Below are 17,199 nucleotides of genomic sequence, written 5' to 3'. Positions count from 1 at the left end.
CAATCACGGCTAGGCACCCCAATGCCTGAACAGCGGATGCTAGCGCTCACCGCACCTTCCGGAGACTCCGCTCGTTGACTGACTCACAGCACTGCCCTGCCTACGCGAAACGGTTCGAAGCCGTGCTTGCCTACATCGACAGCCACCTTGAAGGTGACCTGTCGGTGAACGCCTTGAGCCGCATCGCCAACTTCTCGGCGTTTCACTTCCATCGGCAGTTCACGGCATACATGGGTATCTGTTCATGCCCATGGTCGCCTGGTTGGTGCAATCGGTTTTTCTCAATGTGCAATTCCCTGCCATACCGTTCTGGGGCTGGATGTTGGTCAACATTGGCCTGACCACGCTGGTGAACGTCCTGGGGCTTAGCCTTGCCGACCGGACAAACAAATTGCTGACAGGGTTGGGCATCGCCCTTGTCGCGAAGCGCAACATCCCGCGCGCCGTGGTGCTGGTGATGGCAACGGCAGGCCTGCTGTTTGCGTTGGTGGCGTACATCATGCAGCTGGTCCATCCCGGCGGCGTATTCGAAGATGCCCAGATTGCTGCTTATCTCATGTCCGTCGAAGTGGGCGGGCAGATATTTGCGGATTGGCTGAACCTCGGTTTGATCATCTCCGGGTTTGCTTCGGGCCTCATCGTGCAACTCAGTACCAGCCGCCTGCTTTACTTCATGGGCCGGGCCGACATACTGCCCAAGAAGTTCTTCGGCACGCTCAGCCCGAAGACCCAGGCTCCGGTGTTCAACCTGCGGTTCACCGCCGTAATCGGACTGCTGGGTTTGAACCTCACGCTCGAAATGGCGACCTCCTTCATCAACTTCGGTGCCTTCCTTGGGTTCACCGCAGTGAACCTGTGCGTCATCTGCTACTTCTACCGCGCTCGTCGGCGCCAGAGCCTCGGGCTTGTGAGTTATCTGTTGTTTCCACTGCTGGGCATGTGCGTAAACCTGTATCTGGTGAGCCAGCTGAGTGCGACCGCGATCGTCATTGGGCTCTGTTGGCTTACCCTCGGCGTGATCTATCTCACCTGGCTGACACATGTTTCGAAAAATCCATGAAGGAAGTGTTTCATCCGTTCGGTATCAAGATGACCGGACATGATGGACATATTCAAGATCCATTGCACGCAGCGTTGAGAGACCGAGGCTACATCCACAACAAGGTCAGGAAAAAGCCAATCATGGGTTTCCTATGTACAGACCACTTTGAGCCACTGACTGTCCACCATGGGTCGAAAACGGTCGCCAATGCATATCCGCCCCCCATCGCCCCTCATCAGCCAGCCGCCGCCGCTCTGCACAGCGCCTTTCATCGATCTCACTGATGAGTACTATCAAGCCGCGCGCCTGTGTAGTTGCCCACCCCCGCCCGTATAATCGCCTCCAATTTTCCCCCTCCTCCTCGTCTTTCAGGCGACTTCCCCCTTGGAACCCAGCACCATGCCAAGCGACAGCCAGGCCCCTAGCGGCCTTCCCGAACATAATCAACAAAGCGTCAAACAGCAGTGGCTGGCGATTCTTTCGGTCGCGGTGGGTGCCTTCGCCCTGGTGACCAGCGAGTTTCTCCCGGTCGGCGTACTCAACGATGTCGCCAGCGACCTGGGCATCAGCGCCGGCCAGGCCGGGCTGATGGTTACCCTGCCCGGCATCATGGCCGCCCTTGCCGCCCCCTTGTTGTCTGTAGGCATTGGCGCCTTGGACCGTCGTTACCTGCTGATCGGCCTGACGCTGATCATGATCATCGCCAACGCGGTGGTGGCCTACGCCAGCGACTTCAACCTGCTGCTGTTCGGCCGTGTGCTGCTGGGCATCAGCATCGGCGGCTTCTGGGCGACGGCCATTGCCCTCAGCGGCCGCCTGGCGCCCAAGGGTGTGGGCGTTGCGCAGGCCACGTCGATCATCATGGTCGGTGTGACACTAGCCACTGTCCTGGGTGTGCCCGTGGGCACCTGGTTGAGTGGCCTGATGGGCTGGCGCATGACGTTTCTGGTGACCGCGTTGGTGGGCGTGCCGGTGCTGCTGGCGCAGATCCTGCTGCTGCCGCGGCTTAACCCGGACAAGGCCATTCGCATCAGTGACCTGCCGGCCCTGTTCATCAATCCGCAGGCGCGGGTTGGCTTGATCGCGGTATTGCTGATTGGCCTGGCGCACTTTGCCGCCTACACCTATGTCGCGCCCTTCTTCAAGCAAAGCGCTGGCTTTGATGGGCCGACCATTGGTTCGTTGCTGCTGCTCTATGGCGTCGCGGGCGTCATCGGCAACATTTTCGCCGGCTTCGCCGCCAACCGAAGCGTCCGTCATACCCTGATGCTGGTTGCGCTTATGATTGGCGTCAGCACCGCGCTGTTCCCCTACTTTGCCACCGGCATGACCGGCGCGGCGATGCTGATCGCACTGTGGGGCTTCGCCTTCGGCGCCTTCCCGGCGTGCGCCAGTATCTGGATGTTTGTCGTGGCGCCCAAGGATGTCGAACGCGGCATGCCACTGTTCGTCGCTATGTTCCAGGTGATCATTGCCTTGGGCTCGTTCTTCGGTGGGCAGATCGTCGACCAGTTGGGCACCGCAGTACTGCTGAGCTTGGCCACGGCACTGGTGGGTTGTGGTTTTGCGACGGTGCTGGTGCTGGGGCGTAACGTGAGTAACCGATTGGCGGTTCAACCCTGCTGATAGGGGTGCAAGCTGCCAACGGCCTTTGGCAGCTTGCGCCTTTGTGTGCCGCACTCGTATACAGGTCTTTTTGGGCAGGCAGCAGACGCCGCGGCCGCAGGGCGACAGCGGTGCGTCGCTGGCGCCCTTCAATCATGAGGTAAAATAAAGTTCATCTCAAAAATAATGAGATTGCCTCATATTCCTTCACGCCTGAAAATCCCCCTATCGTTTTTTGCGCCGGCTCGCAGGTTACCTGGCGAAGCCCACACTGCGTAAACGCACCGGAAAGCTCTGGTGCACTGAACAATTAAGGGATTAAGGCACCGCACCAACATGAACAACACGCTTGCTTTTGCTATCAAGAGCGTCTGTTTCGATGAGCACTACCAGCCCTCGGACAACACGCGCATCACCACCAACTTTGCCAACCTGGCGAGAGGCACCAGCCGCCAAGCGAATTTACACAACACCTTGAAGATGATCGACAATCACTTCAATGCACTGGCGCATTGGGACAACCCCACAGGCGATCGCTACACGGTTGCGCTGGAGATCATTTCCGTTGAGATGAACCTCGATGCTGAAAGCGGTGACCCGGCCCTGCCGCTGATCGAACTACTTAAAACGACCGTCATTGATAAAAAAGCCAACACGCGTATCGATGGCATTGTCGGCAATAACTTCTCGTCCTACGTGCGCGATTATGATTTCAGCGTGCGCTTGCTGGCCCACAACAAAGGCCGGCCCACCTTCAGCACGCCAGAGGATTTCGGCGACCTGCATGGAAAACTGTTCCAGTGCTTCGTGAACTCAGCGGCCTACAAAGCGCATTTCAACAAGCCACCGGTTATTTGCCTCAGCGTTTCGAGCAGCAAAACCTATCAGCGCACTGAAAACCAGCACCCTGTACTGGGGGTCGAGTACCAGCAAGACGCGTATTCGCTGACGGATGAGTACTTCAAGAAAATGGGCTTGAAGGTTCGCTACTTCATGCCGCCAAACAGCGTTGCGCCGCTGGCTTTTTACTTCACCGGCGACCTGCTGGGTGATTACAGCAACCTTGAACTCATCAGCACCATCAGCACGATGGACACCTTTCAGAAGATTTACCGCCCCGAGATTTACAACGCGAACGCGGTCGCTGGAAGGTCCTATCAGCCCAGCTTGCAGCACCAAGACTATTCATTGACGCGCATTGTCTATGATCGCGAAGAGCGCAGCCGACTGGCGATTGAACAAGGTCGGTTCGCCGAAGAGCACTTCATCAAACCCTACCACGCCATACTTGAGCAGTGGTCCGCCAATTACGCTCATTGACGCTTCCCACGTTCAAGGTCTTTTACTATGAAAAAGCTGTTACCCACTTCAACCGCCGGCAGTTTGCCTAAACCGTCCTGGCTCGCACAACCTGAGACACTTTGGTCGCCTTGGAAGCTGCAAGATGAGGCCCTGATCGAGGGCAAACACGATGCCTTGCGTTTGTCATTGCACGAGCAGCAAGTTGCAGGCATTGACATTGTCAGCGATGGTGAGCAAACGCGACAGCACTTTGTCACGACGTTTATTGAGCACCTCAGCGGTGTCGATTTCGAGAAGCGTGAAACCGTTAGAATTCGCGATCGCTACGACGCCAGCGTGCCAACGGTGGTGGGAGCTGTGGCTCGCCAGAAACCGGTGTTTGTCGAGGATGCCAAGTTCTTGCGTCAGCAAACCAAGCAACCCATCAAATGGGCACTGCCAGGTCCCATGACCATGATTGATACGCTGTACGACAGCCACTATAAAAGCCGTGAAAAGCTGGCCTGGGAATTTGCCAAAATCCTCAACCAGGAGGCCAAGGAGTTAGAAGCCGCTGGAGTCGACATCATCCAGTTCGATGAACCTGCATTCAATGTCTTCTTTGATGAGGTGAACGACTGGGGGGTGGCCACCCTGGAGAGGGCCATTGAAGGGCTTAAATGCGAAACGGCCGTGCATATCTGCTACGGGTATGGCATCAAGACCAACACCGACTGGAAAAAAACCCTCGGGTCAGAATGGCGGCAGTATGAAGAAGCCTTCCCCAAGCTGCAAAAATCCAGCATCGACATCGTTTCGCTGGAATGCCACAACTCCCGCGTGCCGATGGACCTGATTGAACTGATTCGCGGTAAAAAGGTGATGGTTGGCGCCATTGATGTGGCAACCCATACCATTGAAACACCCGAGGAAGTCGCCAACACCCTGCGCAAGGCCCTTCAGTTTGTCGACATCGACAAGCTCTACCCGTGCACCAACTGCGGCATGGCGCCGTTACCGCGTCACGTTGCCAGGGGGAAATTGAGTGCGTTGACTGCAGGCGCTGAAATCGTCCGCAACGAATACGCCAACGCGTAGATTCAACTTCCTCCCTCCGTGTTCTTCCCAGCCTTGGCCAATCCCTCTACAATCGAGAGTGTTTCGTATTTGCATCCTCCGCCGGCTGGGAGAGGGAATGTCCACAATGCCCCCCGACGCAGTACCTCATGAGCATCTGCATGTGCTGTACCGCGACCACAACGTGTGGTTGCGTAGCTGGTTGCGCCATCGGCTGAACAACTCAGCGGATGCCGCGGACCTGGCCCAGGATACCTTTGTGCGCGTGCTGCTGGCCCGCACCGCCAGCAGCCTGAAGGAGCCTCGGCACTACCTGGCGACCATTGCCCGCGGCCTGGTCATCGATCTGTACCGGCGGCGCAGCCTGGAACAGGCCTACCTCGAAGCCTTGCAACTGCGCCCCGAAGCGTATGCCCCTTCGGCAGAAACCCGTGCACAGATCCTGGATAGCCTGCTGGCCATCGATCGCCTGCTCGATGGCCTAGGCACACGTACCCGGCAAATTTTCCTGGCGGTGCAACTGGATGGGCTGTCCTACGAGAAAGCCGCTGAACGCTGTGGGGTATCGGTGAGCACCGTGCGCAAGCACCTGGCCCGCGGCCTGATGCATTGCCTGCTGCTGGACGAGGCATGAAGCGCGCCCTGGCCCAGGCGGTGGACTGGTATGTGCGCCTTAACGAAAGCACGGTCAGCCCTGCCACCCACAGCCAGTGGCAAGCCTGGCTGGCGGCAGACCCGCAGCACGCACAAGCCTGGGCCCGGCTTGAACACTTGCAGCAGCGCTTGGCCCAAGCACCCGCGGCGGTGGGTGCGGCGACCCTTGAACAAGCCCGGCAACAGCGCCGTGCGGCGGTCAAGATGCTGGCGCTGTTGCTCGGGGTCGGCGTGGTCGGTTGGCAGGGTTATCAGCTTTCGCCTTGGCAGGCGGACTACGCCACGCGCGTGGGGCAACGCCGCCACCTGACGCTGGCTGACGGCAGCCGCTTGGTGCTGGACACCGACACCCAAGTGAACCTGCATTTCGATGGCCAGCAACGGCTGATCGTGCTGAAGCAGGGCGAAATTCTGGTGGAGACGGCCAAGGATGCGCGCCCGCTGAGTGTGCAGTCGGCGGAGGGCCGAATCCTCGCCCTCGGCACGCGCTTTGCCGTGCGCCAGGGGCACGGTAGCACCCGGGTAACGGTGGAGGCGCACGCCGTGGAGGTCCGGCCACGGCTGGCGCAGGCACAGGTGATGCGTGCCGAAGCTGGGCAAACCCTGACCTTTACCGCAGACCGAATCGGGCCACTGCACCCAGCCGCCGCGCAAAGTTCAGCCTGGGCGCGGGGCATGCTGGTGGTGGTCGACTGGCGCCTGGACGACGTGCTCGCCGAGCTTTCACGCTACCGCCCCGGCTACCTCGGTTGCACGCCCGAGGTCGCCGGTTTGCGGCTGTCCGGCACCTTCCTGCTGGATGACAGCGAGGCGGTGCTGGCCAATCTGCAGGACTCGCTGCCCGTGCACATCCGGCGGCTGACCCGTTACTGGGTGCGGATCGAGGCAGGTGCGGCATGAAGCAAAATTTTTTCGCGTGAGGGGTAACAGATTTCGATTTCTGCTTCGGCTCTAGCTGCACATGCGTAAAAAACGCAGCCACTGCCAACCCCAACAGGAAGTTGTTCATGTTCGTACCCCCCTCCCGACTCGCCTGCGGTATCCACCGCGCAGCGCTCACCCTGAGCCTGGCCGGCTCGCTGCTGGTGCTGCCCGCTGCCTGGGCGCACGCACAGCGCTATGACATCCCGGCTGGCAGCCTGGCCGAGGCACTCAGCCAATTCGCTGCCGCCAGCGGGGTCATGATCACCTTCAGCGCCGAAGATACCGCGGGCCTCGGCTCACCAGGCCTGCAGGGGGATTTCGAGCTGCACCAGGGGTTTGCCCGCTTGCTCCAGGGCAGCGGCCTGCGGCTCGTGCAGGCGGGGAACAAACGGTACGTGCTGGCCAAGGCCGAGCGCGGCGCCGCCTTGGAACTGGGCGCCACCAGCATCAACGCCGCAGGCCTGGGGGCCACCACCGAGGGCACTGGCTCGTACACCACAGGCCAGAGCAACACGGCCACCAAACTGCCGTTGACCCTTCGCGAAACCCCGCAGTCGATCAGCGTGGTTACCCGTCAGCGTATGGATGACCAGGGGCTGAACGACATCACCGAGGTGTTGCAGCAGACGCCGGGGTTGTCGGTGCAGAGCCTCGGCAGTGAGCGTTTCAACATATATTCGCGTGGCTACTCGGTCGATAACTACCAGTTCGACGGCATCCCCACCACGCTGGATATTGCAACTCAGATGTCGGCGCAGAGCCTGGCCGACATGGCCATCTACGACCGTGTCGAAGTCCTGCGTGGTGCCACTGGGCTAATGACCGGCGCGGGCGACCCTTCTGCCACGATCAACCTCGTGCGCAAACGCCCTACGGCCGAATTCAAGGGCCACATCACGGCCGGCGTGGGTTCGTGGGACAAGTACCGTAGCGAAGTCGACCTGTCCGGCCCGTTGACGCCCACCGGCAACGTGCGTGGACGGATGGTCGCGGCTTACCAGCAGAACAACAGCTTCATGGACCATTATTCCCAGGAAAAACAGATTTTCTACGGGGTCCTCGAAGCCGACCTGACCGACACCACGTTGCTGACGGTGGGTGCCGACTACCAGAAAAACAACCCGCAAGGCTCGTCTTCGGTGGCGTTCCCGCTGTTCCACAGCAATGGCGAGCAAACGTCGTTCTCGCGCTCCACCAACAGCGCCGCGCGCTGGAGCCACAACCCGCAAGATGCCCTCAACACCTTCGCAAGCCTCGAGCAGAAACTGGCGTATGACTGGACCCTGAAGGCGTCGGTCAACCAGATGTATATCAAGCGTGACGACTACAAACTGGCCACCGCCAGTTGGGGCTTCCCCGACGAGAGCACCGGCGCAGGTGTACGCCTGTATGGTGGCGCAGGCAGCACCTGGCAGAAACAGACCGGCCTGGATGTGCAAGCCCAAGGCCCGTTCCAGCTGTTCGGCCGCCAGCATGAGTTGATCGTCGGCTACAACTATTCACGTTACGAAAACCGCCATACGCCCACCCGGGGTACCCGCATCGAAGGCACCTTCGTCAACGTCTACGACTGGGACAACTACACAGACAAACCGGTAATGGGTGGCGGCAAGCTTTACGATGGCGACACCGTCATTCACCAGACCGGCACCTACATTGCCACCCGCCTGCGCCCGACCGATGAACTGTCGGTTATCCTGGGTGCGCGAGTCAGCAAGTACGACTACGACTACGACCTGACCTACCCGGCGACGCCCCTCAGCAACCGCACGACCGACTACAAGGAAAACGGCGTTGTCACCCCTTACGCCGGTGTGGTCTATGACCTCAACGACATCCACTCGGTGTATGCCAGCTGGACCAGCATCTACAAACCACAGAGCCTGCGTGATGCCGACGGCTCGACCCTCGAGCCGCGTGAAGGCGACAACTACGAGGTGGGCCTGAAGAGTGAATTCTTCGACGGTCGCCTGAATACCAGCATCGCCGCCTATGAGGTCAAGCAGGACAACCTGGCCGTGCTCGACGAAGGCAAGACCGTCAACAATGATGGTATGACTGCCGCGTACAAAGCCGTGAGCGGCGCCACCACCCGTGGCTTTGAAGTCGAGGCCAACGGCGAGTTGATGCCCGGCTGGAACGTCTCGGCCAGCTATAACCACGGCATCACCAAGGACCGCGATGGGGAGCGCTTGAACACCGAAGCCCCGGCCAACATGGTGAAGCTGTGGAGCACCTACCGACTACCGGGCGACTTCGACCGCCTGACCGTCGGCGGCGGTGCCAACTGGCAGAGCGGCACCCACATCACCGTCACGCCAAGCACCGCATTGGGCACGGTCAAAGCCAAGCAATCGCAGTTCACCGTGGTCAACCTGATGGCCCGCTATCAACTGACCGACCAACTTTCCACGACGCTCAACATCAACAACCTGTTCGACAAGAAATACATCAGTGCGTTGGATACCACGTTCTACAGCGGCTATTACGGCGAGCCGCGCAACGTGATGTTGAATACCCGATACGATTTCTGAGCAGCCTCATGGCCCGAAATAAGGGGCCGCTGCGCGCCGAGTGTGTGATTTTTGCTGCTGAGCCTGCGTCTGAAACGCTACCCCTCGCTGTCGAATGGGGAGTGATAACAGGGCCTTCCATGCAAACGCTGTTGAACGAGATTCTCGACGAAGTGCGCCCCTTGATCGGCAAGGGCAAAGTGGCTGACTACATTCCTGCGCTGGCCGACGTGCCAGCGCAGCAATTGGGCATCGCAGTCTATGGCAACGATGGCAGTTATCACTGCGCGGGTGATGCCCTGGTGCCATTCTCGGTGCAGAGCATTTCCAAGGTATTCAGCCTGGTCCAGGCAATTGGCCATTCCGGTGAAGCCATTTGGGAGCGGCTTGGGCATGAGCCGTCAGGCCAGCCATTCAACTCGCTGGTGCAGCTGGAGTTCGAGCGCGGGCGCCCACGCAACCCCTTTATAAATGCTGGTGCGTTGGTCATCTGCGATATCAACCAATCGCGCTTCGCAGCCCCCACGTTGTCGATGCGCGATTTCGTGCGACGGCTCTCGGCCAACCCCCATATTGCGATCGATACCCGCGTCGCGGATTCGGAGTATCAATTCCGCGCGCGCAACGCGGCCATGGCTTACCTCATGCAGTCCTTTGGCAACTTCCATAACGACGTCGAGACGGTGTTACGCAGTTACTTCAGTTACTGCGCGCTGCAGATGAGCTGCCTCGATCTGGCCCGCGCCTTCTGCTTTTTGGCCAACGACGGGTTCTGCAAGCACAGCGGCGAGCAAATCCTGAGCCGACGCCAGACCCAGCAGGTGAACTCGATCATGGCCACCAGCGGGTTGTATGACGAAGCCGGGAACTTCGCCTACCGCGTGGGGTTGCCAGGCAAGAGTGGCGTGGGTGGCGGGATTGTTGCAATCGTGCCGGGCCAATTTACCGTATGCGTGTGGTCGCCTGAACTGAATGCCGCGGGCAACTCCTACGCGGGCATGGCGGCGCTCGAGTTGTTGAGTTCACGGATCGGGTGGTCGGTGTTCTGACGCATTACGTGGGAGCGGGCTTGCCCCGCGAACACCGGCGAAGGCGGTGCCATGCACCGCGTAGCCCCATTCGCGGGGCAAGCCCGCTCCCACACAACTACTCCTACAGAGCCTAGTGTGCGTGCGCCCAAGCACTGGGCCTGCGCGAAGACGCTCCCGGACGCTTCTTGATGTCTTAAATCATGACCATATGCGTCGTTTAAGACATATCAATATCTCTGCATCATGGCTCCACACCCAATCAACGGAGCTGGACCATGACTCAGGAATACAAAGGCACTGCCCTGATAACAGGCGCATCTTCCGGCATCGGCGCGATCTACGCCGAACGCCTGGCTCAACGTGGCTACGACCTGGTTCTGGTCGCCCGCAATCGTGATCGCCTCAATGCCCTCGCCAGCCGTATCACCAACGAGACCCAGCAGAGTGTGGAAGTCTTCCAGGCGGACCTGGCCAGCTCAGCGGACTTGGCCCGCGTCGAGCGCAAATTGCGCGAAGACGCCAGCATCAACCTGTTGGTTAATAACGCCGGCATCGGCACCCACACCAGCTTGATGGAAAGCGATGTCGAGCGCATGGCCGAGATGATCACGCTCAACGTCACCGCACTGACAAGGCTCACCTACGCCGCTGCTCCGGGCTTCGTCGCTCGCAAACAGGGCGCAGTCATCAATATTTCCTCCATCGTCAGCCTGGCCCCCGAATTACTGAATGGTGTGTACGGCGCAAGCAAAGCCTACGTAACGGCCTTCACTCAGTCGCTGCACAAAGAACTGGCAGAACATGGCGTCAGGGTTCAAGCGGTGCTGCCAGGCGCTACAGCGACCGACTTCTGGGAGATCGGGGGGCTGCCTGTCGAAAACCTTGATCCCAACATCGTGATGTCAGCCAGCGACCTGGTGGATGGTGCCCTTCAAGATTTCGATAACAGCGTCCTGATCTCCATCCCTTCCATGCACGACCTGCAGCATTTCGAACGCTACGAAAGCAGCCGCAAGGCGCTGTTCGGGCATCTTTCCAACAACACACTCGCACCGCGTTACGGCGCTTGATCGATTGCGCGGGCGTAAAATACTTCGTCACCCGAGGGTCTGTAGTGCCGCTTCGGCACGCACGTCAGTCGGTACTCGAGTAAGCTTGAAGCAGATGCGGGGCCCCCTGCCCCGCTATTCGAACCTAGGCGCCTGCAGATCATCGATTCGTATGATTTCCTTCACTTTGACACGTCATTTATTCAACGATGCTGCGTTTCACGCACAAACTCGATCAGCGCCTTTAGCGCTGGCGGTACGTGACGCCGGCTTGAGTAGTAGATGAAAAACCTGCTTGGCAAGGCTCTCCAGTCTTCCAGCACTTCCTCCAATTGCCCCCGAGCCAAGTATTCCTTTGCCATCTCCTCATACACGTACGCGATCCCGGCGCCGTCTTTCGCCGCTTGAATCATCATGGTGTCATCTTCCAGTATCAACGGCCCTGCCACGGCCAGGCGCATAGGCTGCCCCTCGGCAAGATATTCCCACTTGTACAGTTTGCCGCTGGGAAAGCGTCGGCCAATGCAGGCATGCTCAAGTAGCCTTTGCGGTGTGTCCGGTGTCCCGTGCCTGCTGAGGTAACTGGGGGCAGCAACGGTGACAAACCCCTGGGGTGGGCCCACCGGGACGGCGATCATGTCACCCGCCAGGCTCTCGCCGAAGCGCACGCCGGCATCGAACCCTTTGCCGACGATGTCGCTCAACCCATCATCGGCTACCAGCTCTACGTTGATGCGTGGGTAGGCTGCCGTGAATCGCGCCAGCAGTGGCGCAATAACAAGACGGGCAGCGGGCCGCGATACGTTCAATCGCAGCGTGCCGGTGGGGACTTCCTGCTTGAAGGTCAATTCATGCAACGCGTTGGCGACCTCCGTCAAGGCAGGGACCAACGTGGCGAGCAGTTGATTACCCGCTTCGGTAGGCGTGACGCTGCGCGTGGTGCGATTAAGGAGCCTGACCCCCAGCTTGCTTTCCAAGGCACGCATGGCGTGGCTGAGAGCTGAAGCGGATACCCCTCGCTCGTCGGCGGCTTTGCGAAAGCTGTGATGGCGAGCTACGGCGGCGAAGGCGTCGAGTTCGGAAAGGTCGCAAGGGGATTTCATGAATACAGCTCAGCAGTTCAAACACGATTAGCTATCTTATCGTCGGCAACCTCTCAATGAATACTCTGCGCCTCAATCGACGAGAGGTTTGCATGCAAAAGAATCGACTAGGTACATCCGAGTTGTTGATTTCGCCAATTGGAATGGGCACGTGGGCCATTGCAGGACAAGGATGGGCGTTCAGCTGGGGGGCGCAAGATGATGGCGATAGCCTGGCAGCATTGGAGTATGCAGTAGAACGCGGCGTGAACTGGATCGACACAGCAGCGGTATATGGGCTCGGTCATGCCGAGATATTGACTGGGCAATTGCTGCGTCAGGTGCCAGCTTCGCGTCGCCCGCTAGTATTCACCAAAGGTAGCCTGGTGTGGGACCGCACAACCCGTGAGATCTCTCATTCGCTCGCCCCCCAGTCATTGATGAAAGAAATCGAAGATAGCCTGCGTCGCTTACAGGTGAGTGTCATCGATCTCTATCAGATTCACTGGCCAGCGTTCCCGGCAGATGGAAACAGCGAAGGCATCGAGGAGGCTTTGGCGACCTTGGCCCAAGCCAAGGCTCAAGGCAAGATAAGGGCGATTGGTGTATCAAACTTCGATGTTTCCCAGCTTGAGCGAGCCCGTTCCGTAACCGATATCGCCTCCCTTCAACCGCCGTATTCAGCTTTGATGCGTGATGTCGAAGACCAGATCCTGCCGTATTGTGCAACAGCGCAGGTGGGCGTGATTGCCTACTCGACGTTGCAATCTGGTTTACTGACGGGAAGCATGACCCGTGAGCGGATTGCACAGCTGCCCGACGATGATTGGCGAAAATCGCGGAGCGCCGACTTCCAGGAACCTCGCCTGAGCAAAAACCTCGCGTTGGTAGAAGTCATGGCAAATATCGGTGCCAGGCATGGGGTCAAAGCGGCGGCCGTAGCCATCGCTTGGGTATTGCGTCACCGGGCAGTTTCCGGCGCTATCGTAGGCGCACGCCGCCCCGACCAGGTGAATGGATTGATAGACGCCTGCAGAATTCGTCTTAGCCACGCCGAAATAGAAGAGATACGCCCCTATTTACCTGAAGGTATGGGCACGAATGTACCCAGCAGTGGGGCTTGAGCATCGGATGCCCATTACGCTTCTCCGGTCAGTAAAACTCAATCAATTGGGATGCAATTTTTGCCTCCGGCATCATCTGCTGAAGTCCGCTGCTCAGCTCATCCCCAGCAGCCCTGAGGGCCTCTATGGGCATTTCAGGAAGGCTCTCCAGAATGAACCACATCCGCTTCGTGTTCGAATCAAGCCGGGTGCGGGTGCCCTGACGCCAGTTCCAGCGTCGGCAAGTCACACCGTGATCATCGCGCCAAATGACTTCGCCTTTTTCTGGCGACTCGTTTGCCGCACTGCCATCTTTGGTTGTGTCAAACAGCTCAGTGCCATCGGCGATGGTTAAACGTGGGCCACCTATGTAGGCATCAAAATTTTCTCCGCCAACGGGGACGGCGTACTTGATGCTGATTGCGTTGTACAAATCGACAATGGGATCGATGCTGGGAAGGCTCCCGTCTCGCAGAACTCGCTTGCGCAATGCTTCGGCTGAGCACGGGGTGCGCTGTGGTTTGGCGCCGAACAGCCTGAATGCATTGGCCCATGCAGCCAAGTGGCTCTTAGCCCAAACCGGGGTGTCAGCGACCAACGACTCACAAGCCTTTTCAAGCGCGTCTGTGGAAACCTGGGGGTGTTCGATCTGCGAAGCTTCCACGCTGATACTCAGCGCTCGGAAACCTGGTGCAATCTCAGCGAGTTGGGGGTCAAGAACAGGAGCGACAAATGACATGCTGGCCTCCACGGCTACTAACGCTGAAGGTTTCTCATGGTGTAGCTGCCCCATGCCGAGCACAGGGTATGGAGGGTGTGGACGAGCGATTTCAGTGTGCATGCCAATGTAGCTGTCTCCGCTGTGAAGGTGATCAATGCAGGGAGTTTTAAACCTTCCCCGTCATTAGATCTAATGATTTACCATCATGGCGCATAAGATCTTCTTATTAGCCTAATCAACATCTGTAACCGGGGCCGCTTCGCGGCCCATCGCCGGCAAGCGCGGCTCCCACAGGTACAGCGCATGCCTGAAGGCTGGTGATATTCCGGTGGGAGCCGGCTTGCCGGCGATGAGGCCTGCACTGACAGCAGAGCGTTGGATCAGTGTACGCCTTGGGTCGATTGCGGCCAGTCATGACCGTCTGCTTACGACCCATTGCGGTCGTTCACGAGCGACGTGGGCTGCAGTTTCCGTTTCCCGGGCTGACAGTTCAGTTTGCGGCGTTGTTCAGCTGCTGAAGTTCAAGTTGCTTGGCAGCACTGGCCTCAAAGTTTGCACGCTCTGCATCCAGGTACCGATAAATGCTTTGGAGGTTGGCGATCTTCTGCTTGATCTCTGCCATCTTTTTTTCAATGAGTCTGGCGCCGTCAGCACAGTCAATCAGCTGGTTCCGCTGCGCATCCAGAATCTCGCCAATTTCCCCAAGGGAAAACCCCATGCTTTGCGCGCGCTGGATAAAGTCCAGATCGTGCAGCGTTTGCTCGGTGTAAACGCGATAGTTGTTGGTTTGCCGCAGCGGTGAGATCAGGCCAAGTTGCTCGTAGTAACGCAGCGTATGGCGGCTAGCGCCGCTGCGCGCCTCAAGTTCGCCGATTTTCATGACAATACCGCTTGACCCTAGAGTTGGGTCGATAGTTTACGCTGTGTTTCTCACCTTAAACAAGGAACAGGGAAATGAGCGTGGAGTGCTTTGTCACAGGCGGGACTGGCTTTGTTGGCCAACATTTGGTGGCGAACTTGAGTGCAAAAGGTCACACCATCAGGGTGTTGATGCGTCGCCCAGAGCAATTGTCTGCACTGCGCGAGCAAGTCGCTAATTTGGGAGGGTGCGCCAGCCGGGTGTTTGCCGTAGCGGGCGATTTGGAACGGGACAACCTGGGGCTGACTCCTGCTGACCGTGAAGTGCTAAGGCACGCCAGTGTCATATTCCATCTAGGCGCCCACTTCGCATGGGGGCTGTCAGTGGAGCATTCCCGTGCGGTAAATGTGGAAGGTGCAAAGCGCGTGGCGCTTCTGGCGGCAGAGCAAAAAAGCCGTTTAGTCATGATCGGCGGCTACATGCTGAAAAATCATGAACACCTGCAACGCGTCGGAATTGATCCTCGTCGTCCGGAGTTGACGAACTGGTCTGCGGTCTATCGACGTGTGGGGGGTTACGAGGGCAGCAAGCTGGAGGCGCATTTTGCGACCCTGGCGCTCATGTCTGCCAAGGGTGGGGAGATTACCGTTGTCCACCCTGCGACGGTCTGTGGCCACAGCCGCACGGGGCATATTCTTGAGGGGCAGCCACTGGTGGCGCTGATACGCAACCTTGTGCAGGGAAAGCTCACTGCTGTACCCGGTACCGCCAAGCACTGGCTGCCACTGGTGACCGTCGATTATCTGGCTGAGCTGGTGGCAGTTTGTGCGTTTGACCCAGCCATGGTAGGCCAGGAATTGCTGGCACTTGATGACCAAACCCCGAACTTGCGAGAACTCCTGATGCAGGTTGCACAACCGTTGAGCTTAAAGTCTCCCAAGCATCACATTCCCCTCCGATTGTTGAAGCTGCTATTGGCTATTCCCCCCGTCGCGTCGTTCTTGCACACAAAACCCGAAGCCTTGGACTTTATCCAGACCACGCGTTTTGATACAACGGCGGTCGAGCAATTTGCAAAACGGCATAAAATTGCCAAACCGGATATCCGTCAGTCATTGCAGCACACGGCAGCGTTCGTCAATTCCTATTGCATCGCCAAAGGCTAGGCACCTGACTTCTCCTCCTCAACATTGATGCCGTCGATACTGGCGGAATTCTATGGAACAACAACTCAGCGACAGGGATCGCCAGCCATGCAATCAACTTTCGGCAAAGGCGTCATATTTGCACTTTCCGCTGCAGCACTGAACGCAACAATCGGTGTACTCAGCAAAGTACTCATGAGTAATGGCTTCACCGCCAGCAGTGTCGCTGTGATCAAGACCGTACTGGGGTGCATGCTTCTTTCGATCTTACTGTTTTTCCTCAAGCGCCCTGCGGTGTCGACCCAATGGGCTCAGGCGGCTATCTGTGCATTCCTTGGCATCTTTGTGCTGTTCCATTTCGAAACGTCCGCCTATAGACACTATGCTGCGGCAGGTGTGGTAGTAGTGCTGATGGCCAGTGCCTCAATTTCGTCGATCATCCTAGGGCGCATTTTTCTCAAGGATGCCATCACTGCGAACGCTACCCTAGGCGCCGCATTGGCTATCGCTGGGATTTCGGTGATCTTCGGTGGCGACCTGCAGCAGGGCTTTAGCCTGCAAGGTGCTGCGCTCGCCTCTATTGCCGGCTCTGGCTATGGGGCGTTTTCGGTTGCCATGAAACGTATGGGGGTATCGGGAGGGCTGCACTTCACCCGTCAATTGTTGTTCTTTGGCAGCCTGTATCTGCTGATGCCGGCTGCCGCCGATGGTTTCGCGATCGGCGAGTTGTCGCCGCTGGCGATCGCGGCGCTGCTGGCGCTGGCCACGCTGCCGACAATCCTCGGCTTCTTCTGCACCACCAAGGCCATCGAGTACCTGAAGCCATCCCAAGTGCAGGCACTGGAGCTGACGGAGCCACTGTTCGCCGCGCTGCTGGCATTTGTAGCGCTTAACGAAGTGCCGCCCCACAGCCTGTACGCGGGAGCGGCACTGATCATCGTCGGCCTGTGTTTCTCCAATGAACTGATTCGCTTGGGCGGCAAAGCATCCGCCCCTTCAGCCTCGGGTCGATAGCGCCCTTTCATGGTGGGTAGCGATGGGCCAGAAACAGTCGCTTTCTAGGCCCTGCGGCAGATCGCGGGGCAACCCCGCTCCCACAAAGATGGATGACGA

At 58.5% G+C, this 17,199-nt stretch carries 15 protein-coding genes and 1 pseudogene; 13 read left to right on the top strand and 3 right to left on the bottom strand.

What is annotated here, in order from left to right; genetic code table 11:
• Positions 1-74: 74 nt before the first annotated feature.
• From D886_RS28490 to D886_RS0123920, 10 genes and pseudogenes are all read left to right on the top strand, one after another.
• Positions 75-239 (top strand): annotated as a pseudogene (locus tag D886_RS28490) (AraC family transcriptional regulator); the annotation flags it as partial.
• 5 nt (positions 240-244) lie between these two features.
• Positions 245-1,060 carry an APC family permease gene (locus D886_RS27250; RefSeq protein ID WP_050580785.1) on the top strand — a complete coding sequence of 272 codons (816 nt, stop codon included), beginning with the start codon at positions 245-247 and terminating at the stop codon, positions 1,058-1,060.
• 381 nt (positions 1,061-1,441) lie between these two features.
• Positions 1,442-2,668, top strand: coding sequence for an MFS transporter (locus D886_RS0123955; protein WP_027596311.1), 1,227 nt, complete (start codon positions 1,442-1,444; stop codon positions 2,666-2,668).
• A gap of 315 nt (positions 2,669-2,983) precedes the next feature.
• Entirely contained in the window at positions 2,984-3,967 is a 984-nt protein-coding gene (locus tag D886_RS0123950; protein ID WP_027596310.1) for a DUF1852 domain-containing protein, read from the top strand.
• 27 nt (positions 3,968-3,994) lie between these two features.
• Positions 3,995-5,026: a methionine synthase gene (locus D886_RS0123945; protein ID WP_027596309.1), complete on the top strand. Its 1,032-nt coding sequence runs from the start codon at positions 3,995-3,997 to the stop codon at positions 5,024-5,026.
• A gap of 97 nt (positions 5,027-5,123) precedes the next feature.
• Positions 5,124-5,639 (top strand): sigma-70 family RNA polymerase sigma factor, encoded by a 516-nt coding sequence (locus D886_RS0123940; protein WP_050580784.1) that lies wholly within the window; start codon positions 5,124-5,126, stop codon positions 5,637-5,639.
• Positions 5,636-6,559, top strand: coding sequence for a FecR domain-containing protein (locus D886_RS0123935; protein WP_027596307.1), 924 nt, complete (start codon positions 5,636-5,638; stop codon positions 6,557-6,559). Before D886_RS0123940 ends, D886_RS0123935 begins: the two co-directional genes overlap by 4 nt.
• A gap of 107 nt (positions 6,560-6,666) precedes the next feature.
• On the top strand, positions 6,667-9,117 hold the full coding sequence (locus tag D886_RS0123930; RefSeq protein WP_027596306.1) for a TonB-dependent receptor: 2,451 nt from the start codon (positions 6,667-6,669) through the stop codon (positions 9,115-9,117).
• A gap of 119 nt (positions 9,118-9,236) precedes the next feature.
• Positions 9,237-10,145: a glutaminase B gene (gene glsB / locus D886_RS0123925; protein WP_027596305.1), complete on the top strand. Its 909-nt coding sequence runs from the start codon at positions 9,237-9,239 to the stop codon at positions 10,143-10,145.
• Between the two features lie 257 nt (positions 10,146-10,402).
• On the top strand, positions 10,403-11,197 hold the full coding sequence (locus D886_RS0123920; protein WP_027596304.1) for an SDR family oxidoreductase: 795 nt from the start codon (positions 10,403-10,405) through the stop codon (positions 11,195-11,197).
• A gap of 182 nt (positions 11,198-11,379) precedes the next feature.
• On the opposite strand, the gene D886_RS0123915 is transcribed toward D886_RS0123920, so the two are convergent.
• The gene (locus tag D886_RS0123915; RefSeq protein ID WP_027596303.1) at positions 11,380-12,279 is read right to left on the bottom strand and encodes a LysR family transcriptional regulator; all 900 of its coding nucleotides are present in this window, start codon (positions 12,277-12,279) and stop codon (positions 11,380-11,382) included.
• Between the two features lie 92 nt (positions 12,280-12,371).
• Between D886_RS0123915 and D886_RS0123910 the strand changes: the two genes are divergently transcribed.
• Positions 12,372-13,382: an aldo/keto reductase gene (locus tag D886_RS0123910; protein WP_027596302.1), complete on the top strand. Its 1,011-nt coding sequence runs from the start codon at positions 12,372-12,374 to the stop codon at positions 13,380-13,382.
• A gap of 28 nt (positions 13,383-13,410) precedes the next feature.
• Here D886_RS0123910 and D886_RS0123905 read toward each other — a convergent pair whose 3' ends face one another.
• Positions 13,411-14,100: a B3/4 domain-containing protein gene (locus D886_RS0123905; protein WP_027596301.1), complete on the bottom strand. Its 690-nt coding sequence runs from the start codon at positions 14,098-14,100 to the stop codon at positions 13,411-13,413.
• Between the two features lie 472 nt (positions 14,101-14,572).
• Positions 14,573-14,962, bottom strand: a complete 390-nt coding sequence (locus tag D886_RS0123900) for a MerR family transcriptional regulator (protein ID WP_027596300.1) — start codon at positions 14,960-14,962, stop codon at positions 14,573-14,575.
• Between the two features lie 74 nt (positions 14,963-15,036).
• Here D886_RS0123900 and D886_RS0123895 point away from each other — a divergent pair, with 74 nt between their 5' ends.
• Positions 15,037-16,107 (top strand): SDR family oxidoreductase, encoded by a 1,071-nt coding sequence (locus D886_RS0123895; protein ID WP_027596299.1) that lies wholly within the window; start codon positions 15,037-15,039, stop codon positions 16,105-16,107.
• A gap of 87 nt (positions 16,108-16,194) precedes the next feature.
• The gene (locus D886_RS0123890) at positions 16,195-17,100 is read left to right on the top strand and encodes a DMT family transporter (RefSeq protein ID WP_027596298.1); all 906 of its coding nucleotides are present in this window, start codon (positions 16,195-16,197) and stop codon (positions 17,098-17,100) included.
• The last annotated feature ends 99 nt before the right edge of the window (positions 17,101-17,199 follow it).

The sequence above is a fragment of the Pseudomonas sp. LAIL14HWK12:I7 genome (assembly GCF_000483465.1).
GTDB classification, from domain to species: Bacteria; Pseudomonadota; Gammaproteobacteria; order Pseudomonadales; family Pseudomonadaceae; genus Aquipseudomonas; species Aquipseudomonas kermanshahensis.
The sequence above is the reverse complement of the archived record's forward strand: the minus strand, read 5'-3'. Positions and strand labels throughout refer to the sequence as shown.

Excerpts from the sequence above, each read along its gene's own strand:
- D886_RS27250 (WP_050580785.1), top strand. The coding sequence starts at position 245 with ATGCCCATGGTCGCCTGGTTGGTGCAATCGGTTTTTCTCAATGTGCAA.
- D886_RS0123955 (WP_027596311.1), top strand. The coding sequence starts at position 1,442 with ATGCCAAGCGACAGCCAGGCCCCTAGCGGCCTTCCCGAACATAATCAA.
- D886_RS0123950 (WP_027596310.1), top strand. The coding sequence starts at position 2,984 with ATGAACAACACGCTTGCTTTTGCTATCAAGAGCGTCTGTTTCGATGAG.
- D886_RS0123945 (WP_027596309.1), top strand. The coding sequence starts at position 3,995 with ATGAAAAAGCTGTTACCCACTTCAACCGCCGGCAGTTTGCCTAAACCG.
- D886_RS0123940 (WP_050580784.1), top strand. The coding sequence starts at position 5,124 with ATGTCCACAATGCCCCCCGACGCAGTACCTCATGAGCATCTGCATGTG.
- D886_RS0123935 (WP_027596307.1), top strand. The coding sequence starts at position 5,636 with ATGAAGCGCGCCCTGGCCCAGGCGGTGGACTGGTATGTGCGCCTTAAC.
- D886_RS0123930 (WP_027596306.1), top strand. The coding sequence starts at position 6,667 with ATGTTCGTACCCCCCTCCCGACTCGCCTGCGGTATCCACCGCGCAGCG.
- glsB (WP_027596305.1), top strand. The coding sequence starts at position 9,237 with ATGCAAACGCTGTTGAACGAGATTCTCGACGAAGTGCGCCCCTTGATC.
- D886_RS0123920 (WP_027596304.1), top strand. The coding sequence starts at position 10,403 with ATGACTCAGGAATACAAAGGCACTGCCCTGATAACAGGCGCATCTTCC.
- D886_RS0123915 (WP_027596303.1), bottom strand. The coding sequence starts at position 12,279 with ATGAAATCCCCTTGCGACCTTTCCGAACTCGACGCCTTCGCCGCCGTA.
- D886_RS0123910 (WP_027596302.1), top strand. The coding sequence starts at position 12,372 with ATGCAAAAGAATCGACTAGGTACATCCGAGTTGTTGATTTCGCCAATT.
- D886_RS0123905 (WP_027596301.1), bottom strand. The coding sequence starts at position 14,100 with ATGTCATTTGTCGCTCCTGTTCTTGACCCCCAACTCGCTGAGATTGCA.
- D886_RS0123900 (WP_027596300.1), bottom strand. The coding sequence starts at position 14,962 with ATGAAAATCGGCGAACTTGAGGCGCGCAGCGGCGCTAGCCGCCATACG.
- D886_RS0123895 (WP_027596299.1), top strand. The coding sequence starts at position 15,037 with ATGAGCGTGGAGTGCTTTGTCACAGGCGGGACTGGCTTTGTTGGCCAA.
- D886_RS0123890 (WP_027596298.1), top strand. The coding sequence starts at position 16,195 with ATGCAATCAACTTTCGGCAAAGGCGTCATATTTGCACTTTCCGCTGCA.